Origin of the sequence: Flectobacillus longus, from assembly GCF_030056705.1 — a bacterium.
Lineage (GTDB): Bacteria > Bacteroidota > Bacteroidia > Cytophagales > Spirosomataceae > Flectobacillus > Flectobacillus longus.
In genome coordinates this window covers 147,506-166,148 of record NZ_JASHIC010000009.1, presented here as the reverse complement: position 1 = coordinate 166,148, position 18,643 = coordinate 147,506, and the positions used below count along the sequence as shown (strand labels likewise).

Genomic DNA, 18,643 nt, shown 5'->3' with positions numbered 1-18,643 from the left:
GGGTCTACTTTTGACTAAAAAACATTTTATGCAAAAGTTATTCGACCTCCTTTTTCGCCCAATTCTAATGCCTCGCTGGTGGCAAGATGTATTTATTAGTATTCCAAGAATCATCTGCGGTTATTGGCTCAGCTCCGACTTTGGTGCCTCCAAATTTGGACTACCTTGGAGCCCTTCCGAGATTAATCTTGGCTTATTCGAAGTAGTATTTTGGTTTCCGAGCGATGTATCTGCGTATGGAGGCATCTTCAAAACATTCTCTGTTTTTCTTGCCTACATGGGAGCATTTAGTGAGGGTATCGGCGGAATAGCCTTTATACTTGGTTTTCAGACTAGGCTATTTTCATTTTTGATGGCATGCACAATGCTAGTAGCTGCTCTATGTCAACAATGGGACAATGGCCTTTGGTCGATGATGCCTGCACTGGGAATTTTATGGGTGAGTATGTTCCATCTCATAATAGGAAGCGGACGGTTCAGTGTAGATTATTTAATTTTTCAAAAACAAAACTTTCGAATCGGAATACTTAGTTTTCTACCAATCGTATTGGTTTTGTTGATGTCTGGAGTTCAATCAACAAAAATCCAAACGGTAACCGTACAAGTGACTTTGCCACACAAAACACCTGTGAGTACAATAGGAGTTCGAGGTAATGATTCTCCACTGAATTGGGATAGTGATTTTGCCATGAAAGAGGTGATTAAGGACTCCATTTATACAGCACAATTCAAAATAAATACGGGATTTAAGTTTACTAGAATCAAATTTGCCCTCAATGGAGACATCGAACTAAAAGACCAAGACAAACGATATATCTTGTTTGATGAAAAAACTACCAATACTTCGTACAAAGCAGTGTACAATTTGACACAGGAAAATAAAAACGATACAAACTAAACATGAGTCATCCCGAATTTAGGGATTGAGTGAATAGAGTGATTATTTTTAAGATGAATCTCACTCATAGAGATGCAATACTTTTCGTATAAAGAGACGTATTTAGCATATTAATATCATAAGGCGTTCGAAATTAGTTTTTCGAACGCCTTTTTTTAAAATATACCAAAATTCAGGACGACTCATGTTTATCAAAGATATCTCCAGCAAACAGGTTGCAAGCCACACGTAAGTAAATATTTTTACAAGCTATTCCCTATAATTTTCATCCTCAAATCTCTGCTAAACAATCAAAAAAGAAGTCTTTCTCTAAATTACCGAAAAATAAATATTTTTTAGGTTAATATACTATATAAATACCTGATTATCAAGATATAAATTACTAAAAAAGCACTTTTTTTTATTTACCGTATAATAAAAAAAAGTGCTTTTCTGGCGTATCCCTGATACTTTTACTACCTGTCTTTAAAGCTAAATTTCAGTTTCGACACAACCTTGAGGTAGTAAAATCAATAGATTATAGTATCAAAATAAATCACTAAAAATGAAGAAATATAATTTATGACTGATATAATTAAGATATCAAGAATTTATAGCCTCCTTAAACAGGGAAAACGAAATAAAATAGAAGATTATATATTTCCTTCTGATGTAACTCATAAAACTTCGAATCGAATATTTATTGTATGTGATGGAGTAGGAGGTGAAGCAAAAGGAGAAGAAGCCAGTAAGCTTGTAGCCGAAACTTTTGGTGAGATGCTCTCGTCGATGAATCAAGTATCTCAAGAAGATATATTGGCAATTTTGGAGGTTGCAGTTGTAAAAATACAAGATTACATAACCACTAATCCTGAAGCTAGCAATATGAGTACGACCCTCACTCTAGCTAGCATCAACAACGATGGAATACTATTGGCATGGTGTGGTGATAGTAAAATAATACACTTTAATAAAAAGCATATTAAGTGGAAAAGCCTTGACCATAGCTTTATACAACATCTGATTAATATCAATGAAATTTCGCCTGAAGAGGCCCTAAATCATCCACAGCGTAATTTAATAACACGGTGTATTAATAAAAATACAAATCAGAAAGATATAGACTTTCATGTAATCAAAGATATAGCTCCTGGGGACTATCTTATGTTAGCAACAGATGGCATATTTGAACAACTAAGTATTGATTTCTTACCTAACATAGCTTCAGATACGCACACCGACAAATCAGATTTGATAGAACAGCATTGTGCCAACAAAACTCGAGATAATTATTCTATGTACTTGCTGGCATTTGATAATAATAGTAAATCGAAATCTCTAAAATTACTGCTTGTGCTTGGATTCAGTCTATTTTGTGGCATTAGTATATTTTGGCAACACCATAAAGATTCTTCTAGAAAGATTTGGCTTTCGGATACAACACAAAAATATAAGACTCCAGCACAGTTGCCAATTATAAATAGCAAGAATGCTGATTCAAGTAAAAAATAAGAATAAACCACTAATAGCTAAAATACAACAACTTATAATATGGATTTTAAGAGTAGATATATCTATAATCTGAAAGAAGATTTAATTGGAAGAGGCGGATTTGCCAGAGTATATGTGGCAAAAGACACCCTCTTAGACCGAACTGTGGCCATAAAAGTATTCAATAAATCAGAAAATGGATATTATACTGTACTAGAAGAAATCAAAAAAGTAATTAAATACGAACACCCCAATTTAATAAGATATTATGATGTTGCATTGCTCGAAAACGTCAATGCTTTTGGAGAACGAGAAGAATTACAAATTGGGATAATGGAGCTAGCTAATGCTGGCGACCTAAAAACTTTTGTACAGAAAAACCCAGAGTCACCTCTAATAATCGATCTATTCAAACAAGTCCTCGAAGGACTGGGATTTCTCCATAAAAAAGGAATTATTCACCGCGACCTTAAGCCACAAAATATCTTATTGGTCAAGGATGCAGATAAATTTATTGCAAAAATATCTGATTTTGGGATTAGCCGAAATATAGAAGCCAATACCAATAGTGCTTCTATGACTATTGGTACAATCGAATACATGGCTCCCGAACAATTTAGCCCTCATAAATACGGAATCAATGGCAAAATTTCAACCAATGTAGACCTTTGGAGCTTTGGTATTATGTTATACGAATTGTTAGCAGCCGAGCCTCCATTTGGTCAGCGAAGTGGTAATACAACTGCCGAACAAATTATGAATTCTATTTTGTCGGCCGAATTACCACAAAAAATAGACTCAATAGAGGAGCCTTTCAAATCAGTGATAAAGAAGTGTTTAGTAGCAGACGCCAAATTGCGTGTGCAAGATGCTGAAGAACTCATACCTTTATTTGACGCAACTTATGTTAGTAACCCTAATGTGGATGCTTTTGAAACACAATTTATCAATTATAATGATAGTGCTTCAAGTACTACTCAAAATGAAACCTTGGTATTAAAGGATACCAACAATCAAAATACGTTAACACTCCCAATATCAAGCACATCAAATACAACACAAGTAATAAGTAATCAGGAAAATGTTAGGTTTGAGGCACAATCAAATAAGAATGAAGCCTCAAAGCAAGATGTTGTAACTAGACCTGTTCAGCAAAATAATTACGAAACCCAAGTAGCGATTTCTGATACTTCTGATGTACCATCTAATAAAATTATACCTGATACAACCCAAGCAAGTTCGTTAGTTACAACAAGACCTAAAAAATCTATTAATATACTATCCATTAGTGTTTTAGGCATATTGCTCACTGGCGCTATCATTTATTTTACAACAATGTCTGGTGGTTTTTACGAAAAAATTCAGGATTTACTCAACCAGAAACAATTTGATGAAGCACTACAACTATTAAATGACCCAACACAGTCTTCAAAACAGAGAAATAGTATTTCAGACAATCAGTTCTTTGAACAAATCTATCTTTCTAAAAGAGATACCTCTAAGGCACTTCCTTATATGCAACAATCTTTAGAGAATAATAATAATCAAAATGCCTATTTGTTAGGTCAGCTATATTACTCAGGGAGATTTGTGAAACAGGATTTTACAAAAGCCAAAAATATTTTTGAAAAAATTCCGACAGACGATCGTGCTATGACCATGTTAGGAAACCTCTATTTTATGGGCTTGGGTGTAGCTCAAAATTATTCCAAAGCTGTATCATATTATCAAGATGCGGCAAACAAAGGAAACTCTGTAGCTATGTATTCTCTTGGTTTAGCTTATTTGAATGGTGCTGGAATCAAAAAAAACAAACAAAAAGCTCTTGATTGGTTTTATAAAGTGATTCAAAAAAATGATAACCCCGATGCTTCAAACGCAGCTAAATCTGCCATACAAAGTTTAGATAATTAATAATTCAATCTCTTTTCGATCTCTCTATTTACCAATTCAAAAGCTATGACCATGACAGAAAATCAGATGTTTGAAGAGCTACAACTCATTCTTACTCAATCTATAAGTGTTCGTGATAGAATCAATGCATTATTGACCCAGCAAAATCAAGCACTCGAAAACATTTCTATTCATGAAAACACATTAAATAACTATTTAATTGAAGCAAAAAACAGTTCAGATATTGCTCGTCAAGCAGCCCTAGATGCCAAAAATGATGGTCAATTTGTTGAGCAAATCAAGCAAGAAGCAATTGCTGATTCACAACAAGTAGAGCAATTAAAGAATGATATAAAGGCGGATGCTATGGAAGTAGAACAAGCCAAAAGTCAAGCTAAAACTGATGCGCAAGAAGCTGAACAGGCGAAAAATGACGCAAAAGCTGATGCACAGGAAGCTGAACAAGCCAAAAATCAGGCTAAGACAGATGCGCAAGAAGCTGAACAGGCTAAAAATCAAGCTAAAACGGATGCACAAGAAGCTGAACAAGCCAAAAATCAAGCTAAAGCCGATGCTCAAGAAGCTGAACAATTAAAAAATCAGATTAAGGCAGATGCACAAGAAACTGAGCAAATAAAAAATGGCGCAAAAGCCGATGCACAAGAAGCTGAACAAGCGAAAAATGACGCAAAAGCTGATGCACAAGAAGCTGAACAGGCGAAAAATGACGCAAAAAATGACGCACTAGAGGCCGAACAGGCTAAAAATCAAGCTAAAGCCGATGCGCAAGAGGCTGAACAAGCCAAAAATCAGGCTAAAACTGATGCACAAGAGGCTGAACAAGCCAAAAATGACGCAAAAAATGATGCACAAGAAACTGAAAAAGCTAAGAATGATGCAAAAAATGATGCACAAGAAACTGAAAAGTCAAAAAATGATGCAAAAAATGATGCGCAGGAAATAGAATCATTTAAAGGAGACGCAAAAAATGATGCGCAGGAAGCTGAACAAGCCAAAAATGACGCAAAAAATGATGCGCAGGAAGCCGAACAAGCCAAAATTGACGCAAAAAATGATGCGCAAGAAGCTGAACAAGCTAAGAATGACGCAAAAAATGATGCGCAAGAAGCTGAACAAGCCAAAAATGACGCAAAAAATGATGCGCAGGAAGCTGAACAGGCTAAAAATGATGCAAAAAATGATGCACAGGAAGCTGAACAGGCGAAAAATGATGCAAAAAATGATGCGCAGGAAGCTGAACAAGCCAAAAATGACGCAAAAAATGATGCAAATGAGGCTGAACAAGCTAAAAATGACGCTAAAGCGGATGCACAAGAAGCCGAACAAGCCAAAAATGAAGCTAAAGCTGACGCACAGGAAGCTGAGCAAGCTAAAAATCAAGCTAAAGCAGACGAACAAGAAACTGAGCAAGCCAAGAATGAAGCTAAAGCTGATGCTAACGAAATAGAGCGAGCTAAAAACGAGGCAAAAGCAGATGCGCAAGAAGCGGAACAGGCAAAAAATGATGCTAAAAATGATGCAAATGTTATAGAACAGTTCAAAAATGACACTAAAGCTGATGCACAAGAAGCTGAAAGCTTTAAAAATGAAGCTAAAGCTGATACAGTCGAAATTGAGCAAATAAAGAATCAAGTTAAGGCTGATGCACAAGAAACCGAACAGGCTAAAAATGATGCTAAAAATGATGCACAAGAAGCGGAACAAGCTAAAAATCAAGCTAAAGAAGATGCAAATCTAGCCGATTCGGCACGTCAGGCAGCAGAAGATGATGCCAAAACTGCTGACAGAGCAAGACAAGACGCACAATCTGATGCAAGTGCAGCTGAAACCGCCAAAAAACAAGCTGAAGCTGATGCCACCGAAACCGAAAATATAAAAGTTCAAGCACAACAGGATGCCACAGAGGCCGAAACAGCAAAAGAACAAGCAAGGTCTTATGCACAACAAGCGCTAAGCTATTCAGACGCTACTTTGATGCATAAAAACAGTGCATACAGTATATTAACAACTATAGAGTCAGACGAAGGTTTTGTAAAAGAACACCTAAATACAGTTAAGCAACTCGAAGATTCTATTAAAGATATGTCTCACACGGCTGCTCAATATAGGGATAGTGCACACCAATGTGCCAATATTGCTTGTAACTAATAATTTATCATCTACCTATACAATTGCACAATGGATATAGCTAGCATATTATCTGAAGCCAAAGAGACATATCAGCAACTTGTTGATATTGAAAATACTTTATCAAAACAAATGACCACGTTTAAGCCTAATGATATCAATTTATTGTTGGGACAACTTAAACAATATAGCATAGTAGCCAAAGATTTTTCTCAAAACACAGAAATGGTAAAACAAGAATCTGTGGCAGATGCTCAACAAATCGAAATAGCCAAGCAAGTAAGTATTGCCGCTCGTCAAGAAGCCGAAACGCTAAAAAGTCAAGCCATAGCGGATTTGATAGAAACTGAAGAGCTTAAAAATTTCTCAAAATCTAGCTCTATCGAAACCGAAACCCAGAAAAGTAATACTCAAAACGATGCCCTAGAAGCTGATACACTAAAAAATTCGGCTATAGCTGATGCACTAGAGGCAAAACAAGCTAAAGGTATAGCTATCGAAAATAGCCATGAGACAGAACAGTCAAAAAATGCAATTATAGCTGATAGCCAAGAAGCTCAGCAGCTTAAAGGAGATGTTAGAGCTGACGCCCAAGAAATAGAACAGACCAAAGCTACTATACTTGCCAATGCACAAGAAACAGAGCAAATCAAAAATTTGGCAAAAAATGACGCTTTAGAAACTGAAAATGCTAAAAATCAGGCTAACACTAGTAAAATAGAAAGCGAGGAGTCAAAAAATATGGCTCTAGCTGACTTTCAAGAAGCTGAATTAGCCAAAAATACAGCAAAAGCAGATGCGCAAGAAGCTGAATTAGCCAAAAACACAGCAAAAGCAGATGCGCAAGAAGCCGATAAAGCTAAAAGTAATTCGCTTAATGATGCACAAGAAATTGAACAAATCAAAAATGATGCAAAAAATGATATTACTGAAATAGAACAAGCAAAAGTTCAAGCAAAAGAAAGTGCTTCTGAGACAGAAGTATTTAAAACCCAAGCAAAAGTAAGTTCACAAGAAGCTGAACAAGCCAAAAATGATGCAAAAAATGATGCAAATGAAGCTGAACAGGCGAAAAATGACACAAAAAATGATGCACAAGAGGCTGAGCAGGCTAAAAATCAAGCAAAAGTAGACGCACAAGAAGCTGAGCAAGCGAAAAACGATGCAAAAAATGATGCAAATGAAGCTGATATTGCCAAAAATCAGGCTAAAAATGATGCAAACGAAGCTGAACAAGCCAAAAATGATGCAAAAGTAGATGCGCAAGAAGCTGAACAAGCAAAAAGTGATGCTAAAAATGATGCAAATGAAGCCGATGTTGCCAAAAATCAGGCTAAAGATGATGCCCAAGAGACTGAAACTATAAAAAATAATGCTAAAGCTGATGCAGCTGAAATAAAGCAAATCAAAACTGATAGCTTGAGTGATATTGGACAAATTGAGCAAGAAAAAAATAAGACAAAAGCAATCGCTCAAGAAACTGAGAAAATAAAAGTAGAAGCTCAGAATGATGTCAAAGAGGCTGAACAAGCAAAAAATCAAGCAAAAGCATTTGCTACAGAAACAGAACAACTGAAAAACGATGCTAATGCAGATAAACAAGATGTTGAAAACAATAAAAATAAAGCTCAGTCACTTGCCAAAGAAACAGAAGATCTCAAACAAAATACTATTGGCGACGCCCGAGAGACAAGTCAAATCAGAAGCGCTAGTCAAACCTCTGCTACATTGGCAGAACACGCAAAACTTGCTGCATTAGACGATCGCTCACAAGCAGAACGAGCCAAAGAAAATGCCGAAGCCGATGCCACTGAAACCGAAGCTTTTAAAAATAAGGCACAAAATTCGGCAAAAGAAACTGAGTTAGCCAAACAAAATGCGCTAATAGATGCCGAAGAAGCTAATGGATTTGCCAACGACTCTTCTGTTCAAATGCTTAATGCCGAACGTTATAGAGATGAGGTAGAACAGTTTCATAAACGTTCTTCAGATGCCCGTGAACGCACTTTTAGCGATGTAGAACAAGCCAATTCTCTCATTAGTAGCGCACAGGAGCTTTTAAATGAAGCCGAAGAAGCCGTGAATGAAGCTCAAGACGATGCACATAGAGCTCGTGAGTGCCGAATTTATAAAGCATCAAGATGGGACAACTTTTAAGACAACCCAATTAGACTAAGTCTATCTGAGATTTTACTAACATATATCAAATAACATATAACTATAGCCAAAACATACGATGACTCGAAATGAAATCATTGATTTTTTGAGCCTCGCTCCAAATACAACAGACGATGAACTTTTGAAAGCTATTCTAGAAAAAGAAAGCTATTTCAAAAGCTTGGTTAGTAATGCTCCTACTAATCTTTTAAAGAAGGTTTATGAGAAAAATATCGACAAACTGAAAGAATTCCAAGTATTTATTGACAATTCTCGACAAAAACTTGAAAAACCCGCAATACAGTTAGATATCAACTCTCAAGAAAACTCTTCTCCTGATTTTACTATCTCAACAGCACCAACTTTAAAATACGAACCAGCTTGGCTGATACGCCATACCGAAAACAGTTCAACCATTTCTTTTGCACTTACAGAAGGAATCAATACAATCGGTAGGTTAATAGAAGGTTGTACTCTCAATGTTGGTATTGAAAAAGATATGTTTGTAAGCAGGCAACATGCTATAATCGAAATCATACAAGATAATTATATTCTATATGATATCGGAGAAATGGGTGTAAAATCCTCAAAAAATGGCGTGTTCGTTAATGGTAGTGAAAAACGCTTAAAAGGTAAATACTTACTAAAGGAAGGCGATACAATCCAGTTTGGTAATACAAAATTCGTTTTCAAAATCAATACACAAAGAAACATAGCCGATGTAGTCAACGAAGTAAGTCATTCGGATTATATGCGAACAGTGGTAATCAACATTTTATGATAAATAATTTAGACCCCATTTTTGAAAAAATAAACTCTATCCAAAAAGATATTGGATACACAAATCAGTATGGCTTTTTTGAGCTAATCAAACGAGATTTTGAAAATATAGAAAATCAACGTTTTCTTCCAATTGATATTATTGCTACAGAAAATACAAATCCCCTTAAGCAATATTTATTGAGTCAATTAGAAGCTCTTAATATGGTATTATCTTACAATACCTTCGAGGTTTTTCCTATTTCATATCCATCGCTTGTTGCTACGATTGCTTTTGTTTTCTGCGAAGATTTACCAGAAGAAAATATCATTCAGATTTTAGAAAGTAGATATAGCAACTACAAAAAAATATATCTAGTCTCTAGCGATTCCAACAACCACACAACAACTTCTATCAATGAGTTTTGTACCAAAAAACGTGTCCAAACTCAAAGTATTTTACTACAATCAGAAGATGGCATTAACAATTTTGTAAAAAATATTGATGTAGATAAACTTTTACAACTCTCCAAACTTAGTACACTCAAACCTGTAGTAGACTACATTAGCCAGATTGTAAAAACTGAAAATAAAATACTACTAAGCCAAAAGAGTCTCTTAGTGCAAGATTCTCATTTTTTAAGAAAAACAGATTCGAGCAGTTTCAGTGATATAAATAATATTGTTAGATATACCACCTTAAAAAATCTTCAAGAAGTAGAGAAGGGAATCAAAACAAAGTACGAAGAATATAGCAAGCCTAATTACGGATATTTTAGTGAACGTATCTCTTTCTTCTGTAACACCCTAAAATACACCGACCTAAATCAAATAGATGTAGCAGACAAATACGAAAAAATTGAATTAGGACTAAATAATGAGGTTTCACAAAGATTTTTTGCCTTCAATGAAGGTGAACTTTTGAAAGAATTCTCTAAAGATTTAAGTCTTCTCAATACCATTACACAATCAACATTTGATGAGCTAAATCAGCTTTTGGGTAGATTTAAGCTTCCCAAAATGACGATAGATAAGTTTGTACTCCCCGACCTTAATTCAACATTATTGGTTCAGGGCAACAATTATATGCAAAAAAACTTTAGAGGTGAAATAACCAAAGAAGGACGTAATGAATATTTAATCGCATTGAGGGATTATACAGGTATCATTATGGTGATTGTTGGGCTTTTGATGCCTCTTAATTTACTTATTCAAGGAGTTGATTTCTTTTCTGATGGCGAACAAGTACCCAAAACCTTAGCCGAAGTCAACAACGTGTACGAATACCTTGCGTTTTTTGCCAAAAAAACAAAGCTAGCAATCCTTTTAGTAACCTCAATCCTTTCGGGTATATTAATCTGGTATGGTGTTGTTGACCTCAAAGTAAGAATTCCTCGCAAAAGAATTGAAGAACGAGAACGAGAAACCCAAAAACTGAAAGAGCACGTTCAATCCGAAGCCAAGAGAATTTACAATGATAGTTACAAAGACTGGGTCAATAATATCTCTAATTATATCCGTGAACTTACTCAAAATATCACTTTTGAAGTAGATACAATCTTAAAGAATGCTACCAAAAATGCTCAAGAACAGACCAATTACAAAAAGCAACAGCTCAGTAATAGCCAGTCGATGATTGATAATAAACTAAAAAACTTACAATTAGCTGAAAGAACCTGCGAAGGGCTACAAAAAAGTATTACAGAACAAAAAGATAGAATATTGATATGAATTTGGGAATAGATTTAGGCTCAAGTAATACGTTGGTAGCAACTCTCACTAAAGATAAAACGCCAATTATTATACCTGACAACCTTGACAAAAATGCAGAAACTACTCCAAGTGCTATTATTATAGACAACGATAAAGTGATTGTAGGGAGTTTAGCAAAAAATATTTATCAGGCTTATCCTGATAAATATTTATATACCTTTTTTAAAAGACACTTTGGCTCTTATGTTCCTTTGGGGCACACACAACAGCAGTTACCAATATTTAGTGAAACCCTAGCTGCTATTATGCTCAAAAAGGTAATCTATGATGCTAAACTTTTTATCAATGAAGATATAGATAAAATTGTAGTCACAGTACCATCTCATTACAATGATTTACAACGTCGCTCAGTCATAGAAGCTGCAAAGCTAGCCAACATTCAATTAACATCTTTGCTCGATGAACCCATTGCAGCAGCATTATATTACATAGGCGAAAATAAAGCTGTCAATCAGGAATTAATTCTCATTTATGACCTAGGGGGAGGCACCTTCGATTTGTCTGTATTGACCAAAAATGATGAACAAATACACGTGGTAGCCAAAGGCGGTATCAATGATATTGGTGGAGAGGAGTTTGACCAAATAATTGTCAACAAAATCAAGCAAGTGTATTTTAACACATTTGGGGTAGCTATCAAAGATTCATTTTACAACAACAATCTTCTTAAAACATTAGCTGAAGAATGTAAAATTCTGATTAATCAAACCAATCAAGGTTTAGAAAAATGGTTTTATTTCGATAACAGATTTTTCAGAGTGTATTTCGACATAAAGGAGTACAATATGTTTGCGCTCGAAATAATCAAAAAAACTGAAAGTTGTGTTCGCGACACGCTCAAAAAACTAGGACTTGGTATATCTGATATTAATCAACTTATCCTTATTGGCGGTGCTAGTAATAGTAAGTTATTGTACGAATATTGGCAAAAGCAAATCAAACCTTCCTTTCAAAAAATCATCTATCATCAGCCTTTGACTAGTGTATCAAAAGGTGCTGCGATTTATGCCAATAGCTTTGCCAATGGACAAGAATCTATAAAGTCGAGCTTTAATCTCAAAAATGTAAGTTCTTATAATATTGCTATAAAAACCAAAGATTCAAAAGAACCAGAACTGGTTATACATAAAAATACTCCTTTGCCAGTAACTGGTAAAAAAATATGTCAATTAGACCCTAAATCAAGACGAACAGAATTCGAACTATGTCAGTATCTCGACTCTAAAGAATACACTCAGTACTTGGGGGTTGTTTCTATTGAACACGCAACATTGGGAAGAGAAGTAAGTATTGAAATTGTCCTTGAAAACAAAATAGATGGAACCGTCGGAATAAAGGTGTACAATCTTCATACAGGAACACCTATCAAATTTGATTTTATCAATAATGTTTCAGAAGCAAAATATGATTTTACACAACAAAAATCTCTTTTGGATTCATTGTTCATTAACAATCTAGTCGACTAATTTTCAGAAAATAATATGACACATCTTTTACTATTTTTCCAAATTTCAATCCTACTGAGTTTGTCTTCTGTTGGACAAGTATTGCCCGTCATAAAAAACGAAAATGCTAAAAACAAAATAACAAAAGTAGCCAAACCAAAGAAATCTCCTACCCACAAAATCTCTAGTTCTGTAAAACATATTGATGGATACTATGAGTATTATCCTGTGAGTGAAAAATATCTATATTCTGGCCTAATAAGAAATGGAAACCCACATGGACACGCCTACATTTATTCTAAAATAGACACGTCTTTACTTTATGAAGGCCTACTCAATAACGGCAATTATCAGCCCGATGACATAGACAAAAAAGTTGGCAATAATGCAAAAGGATATGAGTACTATTTGAAGCAAGGGGAACAAGCGCTACAACAAGACAAAAAAGAATTGGCCATTAGTGCCTTCAAAAAAGTAAGCCTAGCACTCGGAAGCGAGATAATCCTCAATTCAAAGTGTAAAGAAATTATCGCTATGGCTATACAAAACGGTGATAAACTTGCTGGGGTTGACGAATTCCAAACAGCATTAAGCTGGTACTTGATAGCACAATCGTTAAACAACAATAGTACAATACAAAAGAAAATCAATTATTGTAAAGCAAAACTATGATTGATAGTTTAAGCTTGGAGGCCATTAATTAAATTAAGATAACGCATGAAAAATTATAAAAATATTTCTTTTTTACTAATCCTGATATTATTGGCAATCAGGCCAATACACCTTGTTGCGCAAGACTACTTGTACACCAAGGATAATGAAGTACTAAATGTAGAGATTACAGAGTTTAATCAAAAAAATATAGAATATACCATTGAAGGTTCCACAAAAGTATTGAGCAAAAATATTAATGAAATCGCTTTAATCATCAATAATCGAGGGCGTATTATTTTACCAGAGGAGCTTGAATCAGAAGATAGAGAACTAGCTATAAACGAATATCTCAATGGCAAAAGAATATCAAGTAAATATGATTTGCTGGTTTATAAACAACCCATCGAAGTTATCAGATGCAACATAAGCTATGAATCAGATGAAATAGTAAACTTCAAAACCATTAAATCTGGCGACAGTCAGACAGAAAATAAGAAGAATTTACTAATGATATTATATGTAAACGGAAATCATAAGCTTTTGACAACTCCAAGCGATGTTACGTTATCACTCCTAAAAAAAAAGATTCAAGAAAAATCTGATGATGGAAACAGTAACATTATACCAAGCACTCCACAGCAGGTAATAAAACTATCTGAAAGCGAAATGCAATCTTATAGTAAAAAAGCTACCTTAAAAGTAGATGGCTTTAGTAATTTTCTTAATCTTATTGCCAACAAAGAATTATCCTCCGAAGAAAAAGATAAGGTAATAGAACAAGCCGTAAAACTATTTACACCAAATGCGACTATTCAGGTTTCATTTCGTAAAGCTGATGGAACAACTACCGTTGCTACTCGTAAAATAGAAGAATACTTAAAAAAACTAAAGCTTTCAAAGTATAATAGTGTAAGGATAGAATGGTCTGATATACAATATATTGGCAACTTAAAACAAGAATCCGATGGCAATTATTATGGTATAATTACTGGACAGCAACGTTTTTCGGGATATACCAAAAATGGAAAAGTTTCCTATAGCGACATTGTAAAAAAAGATGTTAAGGTAATGATTACAACCTACAAAAAAACAATTGATGCCGTCGAAAATCACCAATGGGAAGTATTTCTCGGTAATATCGGAATTGTAGAAGACAAATAACTGATTCAATTTAAGACAGATTCTTCCATTTTAAGAAGTTAAAGACACATGAGAAAAATATACCGTATTTCATTATTACTTGTAGTTACCTTGATTTATTCAACAGCTATAAATGCCCAAACCATAACCCAAAAAGAAAGCGAAGAAATCAAACTTGCCGCTAAGCGAAAAGTACAAAATGGTTTGAAAGATTTATTAAACTTTATCACAGATGAGTCAATTGGTGATGCAGAAAAACTTGCAACTATTAAGGATAGCTATTCAAGTAGTACTATTCAAGTCTTCTATAACAACCAAACAATCTTAGAAGACGACATTAACCCTAACTATTTTAATGGTAACAATATTCATGATATGTCTGTTGAAAAATATCTGAACACGTTAGATATTCTCTATACCAAAACCATAGAAAGCTCGATTGATATCAATGTATTGAGTGTTTCGAATGTCAAACAAGCAGCAGGGTTAATGTATATAAAAGTATATTTTGAAAGCCAGTTCAAAAACTCTCACAAGACAATAAAGTTAGCCTACAAGAAAACCCTTCGCGTTGCCGAACTACGTGTCGAACGTAGCGGTAAAAAATGGGTAGCCAATGTAACAAGAGTTGCTTTTGGAGATGCTGCCGACGAAAATGGTAAAAATGATATCGTACTCAAGGAAAATAATGACCCTTCTGTTAGCAACACAAACATTGAACCCGAAACTAACCAAGCAGAAGAATCTCAGAAAAAAGAACTCAATGAATTTACCCAGTTGCTAGCTGATGCCGACGATGCTTTCAAAACAAAAGAATATGAGATTGCACTTCAGGCTTACTCCGAAGCTCTCAAGAAAGAAAAAGATGAATATGGCAAAACTTTTTATATCAAGAAACAAGTTTCTCTAACAAAAAGAGAAATCCAAAAAGAACAAGAGCTAAAAAAACAAGAAGCTGAACGACAATTACAAAAACAAAAAGAACAAAACTATACAAGACTAATTAACGAAGCCAAATCTCTCGAACGCAGAAGAATATACGAAAAATCTATTCAGCAATATCAAGCAGCATTTCGAATCATGCCCGACTCTGCTTATTTGTATCAAGATGCTGTCAGAAATCTGAATAAAGAATTAAGTATAAAAACAGAAGCAGACGAGATGTTTCTGGCTGGTAATTTTAAAGAGTTAAAAAAGAAATACGACTCATATCTAAAGAAAGACCGCTCTAATCCAGATTATTTTCTGGGACGTGCCAAGTGTTCTATCCAGCTAGGAGACTCTCCTAAGTATATCTTAGAAGATTTGAATGAGGCCATTAATCTTGACTTTCAAAATACAGCTGCATTTATAACCAGAGCCGAGTTTTATGTATCTCAAAGCAATATTCCAAAGGCCATTGCAGATTACACTAGCTTCTTGAATATAGAGCAAGACAGTGCTTCTGTTTATGCTATTAGGGCATCGCTAAAAATACGAACCAATAATATACAGGGCGCCTTTGAAGATTATGATAAAGCCGTGATATTAGATAAAAAGAATCCAAAGTATTACTATGAAAGAGCTTCCCTGAATACTCAAAACGGCACTTGGCAAAAAGCGATTGCTGATTATTCAGAAGTAATTGCTTTGGATGCTAAAATGGTACTTGCTTATTACTACAGAGGTGATGCTTATTATAATCTAAAAAAATATAAAGAGGCAGGACAGGACTTTTCGCAAGCACAAAACATGCAAGTTGCAGAAAGCTTTGTTGATATTATTCGCCAACGTTCCGAAGAGTTCTTCGCAAGTGGTAATAAAGCCCTCGATGGTAAAGATATTGCTTTGGCATTAACAAATTTCACTAATAGTATTCTGATATTACCCTCTAACTATAGGTCTTGGTTTAAAATCGGTGAATGCTATCAGGAAAATAACAAATTTATCGAAGCAATTGAAAATTATACAACAGCAATCAAGCATAACGAAAATTACGACGATGCTTTTTACAAAAGAGGATTAGCCAAATATAGACTTGGACGTTATAACGAAAGTCTTGAAGATTTTCATAAAGCCAATGAAATAGTCTCAAATTACTATGATGCCATTTTTTATGAAGCAAGAACATTGATGCAGTTGAAGAATTTTAAATCTGCAATTACACTTTTCCAAAAAATTAAAATTGCCAAACCTACTATTGAAAAAAGCTTCTCTAAAGAGTTCTTTGCTAATTCTCACATGTACGCAGGTATTTCGATGATTGAAGAAAAGTATATTGCAGAAGCTAATAACGAGCTCAGTTTAGCTATTAAGTTAAACCCTAACTTGTCAGAAGCATATTATTATAGAGGTTTAACTTATAATGAACTCAATAAACAAGAGTCAGCCCTAAGTGATTTAAACCAGACAATCACACTTGGTCCTAATAACTATAAAAAAGAGATGGCTCGTGGTATTGCCCTTTTTTACATGGGTAACTATGCCCCAGCGGCAAGCGCATTTCAAGAATCAATTAATTTGGATACTCTCAAGAAGAATTACTACGATGGCTATAAAATGAAAGCTTATAGTCTATTCAAATTAGACCAACACACTCAAGCATCCGAAGCTTTTGTAAAAGCCTTGGAGAATAAATCAGATCAAGAAGGAGAAAGCCTTTTTCGTGATTTGGCAACTAGCTATCTATTTGACGGACAAAGCAGTAAAGCCTTAAGTATTATTGAACAGGTTCTGAAGAATAACCCTAACAATTCTGAAGTTAATTATCTTTTAGCATGCTATTATATCCAAACTCAGAAAATAGATGAAGCTTTGAAAGTACTCGAAAAGCTTCTTGTAGCTAATGCTATAGATAATTCTTTTATTAAAAAAGACCGTTTAATTAATATTATTGATAGCAATTTTAGGAGTTCAAAAGAATACAAAGCTCTTCTCAAAAAAGTTTCAAAGTAGTCTTGCACAATAAATGAGTTTAATTAGTTCAAAGTTTCGTTTAATTTTTATCTGCTTATTTTATTTGTTGAGCAACACCAGTTGGGCACAAAATACCCCCCAAAATATTCATATTAGGGGGGTATCTATTGATATATCTAACAATCGAGGAATTAAATCTAATATCTATTGGAGTTTTGCCGTCAACTCTTCTCTGGTTTGGAGCAGTGCCATATCAACTGATGCTGATGGAAAATTTGAATTGTTACTCAAAAATAAGCCTATAAAGTTAAAAATAGAGGCTCAAGGTTATAATTCAATCATCATAGACTTGGCATTAAATATATTGACAGAGCCTGAGTTTTTTTGTAAAATTCCCCTGCTTAAGCTAACCGAACACCAAACCAATAAAGTTTTTTCACAATCAACTACAAAGTCAGGCAAAACCCAAAAGAATCTAGAAAAGGAATTAGGCAGATATGCTGAAATTGAGTTTGTGGCTGTCAATGGCCTCACTAATGAGCCTATTGGAGCCATATTTAAGTTTGTATCTACCCATTCTACCAAAATAGAAAACTATCAAACACATATAACCAAACCTAGTTTTAATCTTAAATTTACGAATAATGATATTTATGCAGTAGAGATTTCAGCCCCAAGCTTTCAAACCTTTCTGGGCAACCTCATTATTGATCACCTAAATAATCGCAGTTTTAAGGATACCATTTATTTGGCAAAAGAATTAGCATTTTTAAATGTATTAGTCAAAAATCGTGACACACAAACAGGCGTATTTATTTCAAAAAATACCTCTAATAATACTTCTGCAATCCATAAATTAAGTGTGAACGACAATCTTTATTACGAAACGCTTGAAAAAAATGAATGGTATAAACTACAAATTGTTAGAAGTATCAATGACACCGTTAATCATGTTTTTCAGGCAACAGAGAGTATCCATACATTTGATGCTGAAATTTCACCTCAAGTCATTAATTCAATAGTTGACGAAAATAAAAAAACTATTTTATATTTTGAGCTCGGTGATTTTCGCTTAAAGCCTGAATCACAAATTCTTTTAAAACAAATTATTGCACAAGCCAAATCTCAAAATCACCTATTTATTGATATATACGCTTATACAGATAATGTAGGCGATTATCATACCAATATGTATCTATCTGAGATAAGAGCAATGTTTATTAAAAATGCTTTTTATGCTGAAGGCATTACAGACAAACGGATTAAATGTACAGCTATGGGTAGCAAAAACCCCATTACTAATAATAACGATGAGCTATCTAGAAGCCAAAATAGAAGAGTAGAAATTTTTATTTATAATTCTCAAAAAAAATAACTTGAACGATAAAACCTATCAGGTGCTAAATAAAAT

The 18,643-nt window shown here is 34.4% G+C and carries 12 protein-coding genes; all 12 read left to right on the top strand.

Annotated elements, in window-relative coordinates:
- The first annotated feature begins 28 nt into the window (after positions 1-28).
- The gene (locus tag QM491_RS07840) at positions 29-898 is read left to right on the top strand and encodes a DoxX family protein (RefSeq protein WP_283326935.1); all 870 of its coding nucleotides are present in this window, start codon (positions 29-31) and stop codon (positions 896-898) included.
- Positions 899-1,459: 561 nt separating this feature from the next.
- Entirely contained in the window at positions 1,460-2,389 is a 930-nt protein-coding gene (locus QM491_RS07835; protein WP_283326933.1) for a PP2C family protein-serine/threonine phosphatase, read from the top strand.
- Between the two features lie 39 nt (positions 2,390-2,428).
- Positions 2,429-4,282, top strand: a complete 1,854-nt coding sequence (locus QM491_RS07830) for an SEL1-like repeat-containing protein kinase family protein (protein WP_283326931.1) — start codon at positions 2,429-2,431, stop codon at positions 4,280-4,282.
- Between the two features lie 45 nt (positions 4,283-4,327).
- Positions 4,328-6,430 (top strand): hypothetical protein, encoded by a 2,103-nt coding sequence (locus tag QM491_RS07825; RefSeq protein WP_283326930.1) that lies wholly within the window; start codon positions 4,328-4,330, stop codon positions 6,428-6,430.
- Between the two features lie 30 nt (positions 6,431-6,460).
- Positions 6,461-8,566, top strand: a complete 2,106-nt coding sequence (locus QM491_RS07820) for a hypothetical protein (RefSeq protein WP_283326928.1) — start codon at positions 6,461-6,463, stop codon at positions 8,564-8,566.
- Positions 8,567-8,645: 79 nt separating this feature from the next.
- The gene (locus tag QM491_RS07815) at positions 8,646-9,347 is read left to right on the top strand and encodes an FHA domain-containing protein (protein WP_283326926.1); all 702 of its coding nucleotides are present in this window, start codon (positions 8,646-8,648) and stop codon (positions 9,345-9,347) included.
- Positions 9,344-11,056: a hypothetical protein gene (locus QM491_RS07810; RefSeq protein ID WP_283326924.1), complete on the top strand. Its 1,713-nt coding sequence runs from the start codon at positions 9,344-9,346 to the stop codon at positions 11,054-11,056. The genes QM491_RS07815 and QM491_RS07810 overlap by 4 nt, the downstream gene beginning before the upstream one ends.
- Entirely contained in the window at positions 11,053-12,564 is a 1,512-nt protein-coding gene (locus QM491_RS07805) for an Hsp70 family protein (RefSeq protein ID WP_283326922.1), read from the top strand. The genes QM491_RS07810 and QM491_RS07805 overlap by 4 nt, the downstream gene beginning before the upstream one ends.
- 15 nt (positions 12,565-12,579) lie before the next feature.
- Complete coding sequence (locus QM491_RS07800) at positions 12,580-13,215, top strand: hypothetical protein (protein WP_283326920.1); 636 nt, start codon at positions 12,580-12,582, stop codon at positions 13,213-13,215.
- A gap of 45 nt (positions 13,216-13,260) precedes the next feature.
- Positions 13,261-14,358, top strand: coding sequence for a hypothetical protein (locus QM491_RS07795; RefSeq protein WP_283326918.1), 1,098 nt, complete (start codon positions 13,261-13,263; stop codon positions 14,356-14,358).
- 48 nt (positions 14,359-14,406) lie between these two features.
- Complete coding sequence (locus tag QM491_RS07790; protein WP_283326916.1) at positions 14,407-17,271, top strand: tetratricopeptide repeat protein; 2,865 nt, start codon at positions 14,407-14,409, stop codon at positions 17,269-17,271.
- Positions 17,272-17,284: 13 nt separating this feature from the next.
- Entirely contained in the window at positions 17,285-18,607 is a 1,323-nt protein-coding gene (locus QM491_RS07785) for an OmpA family protein (protein WP_283326914.1), read from the top strand.
- The last annotated feature ends 36 nt before the right edge of the window (positions 18,608-18,643 follow it).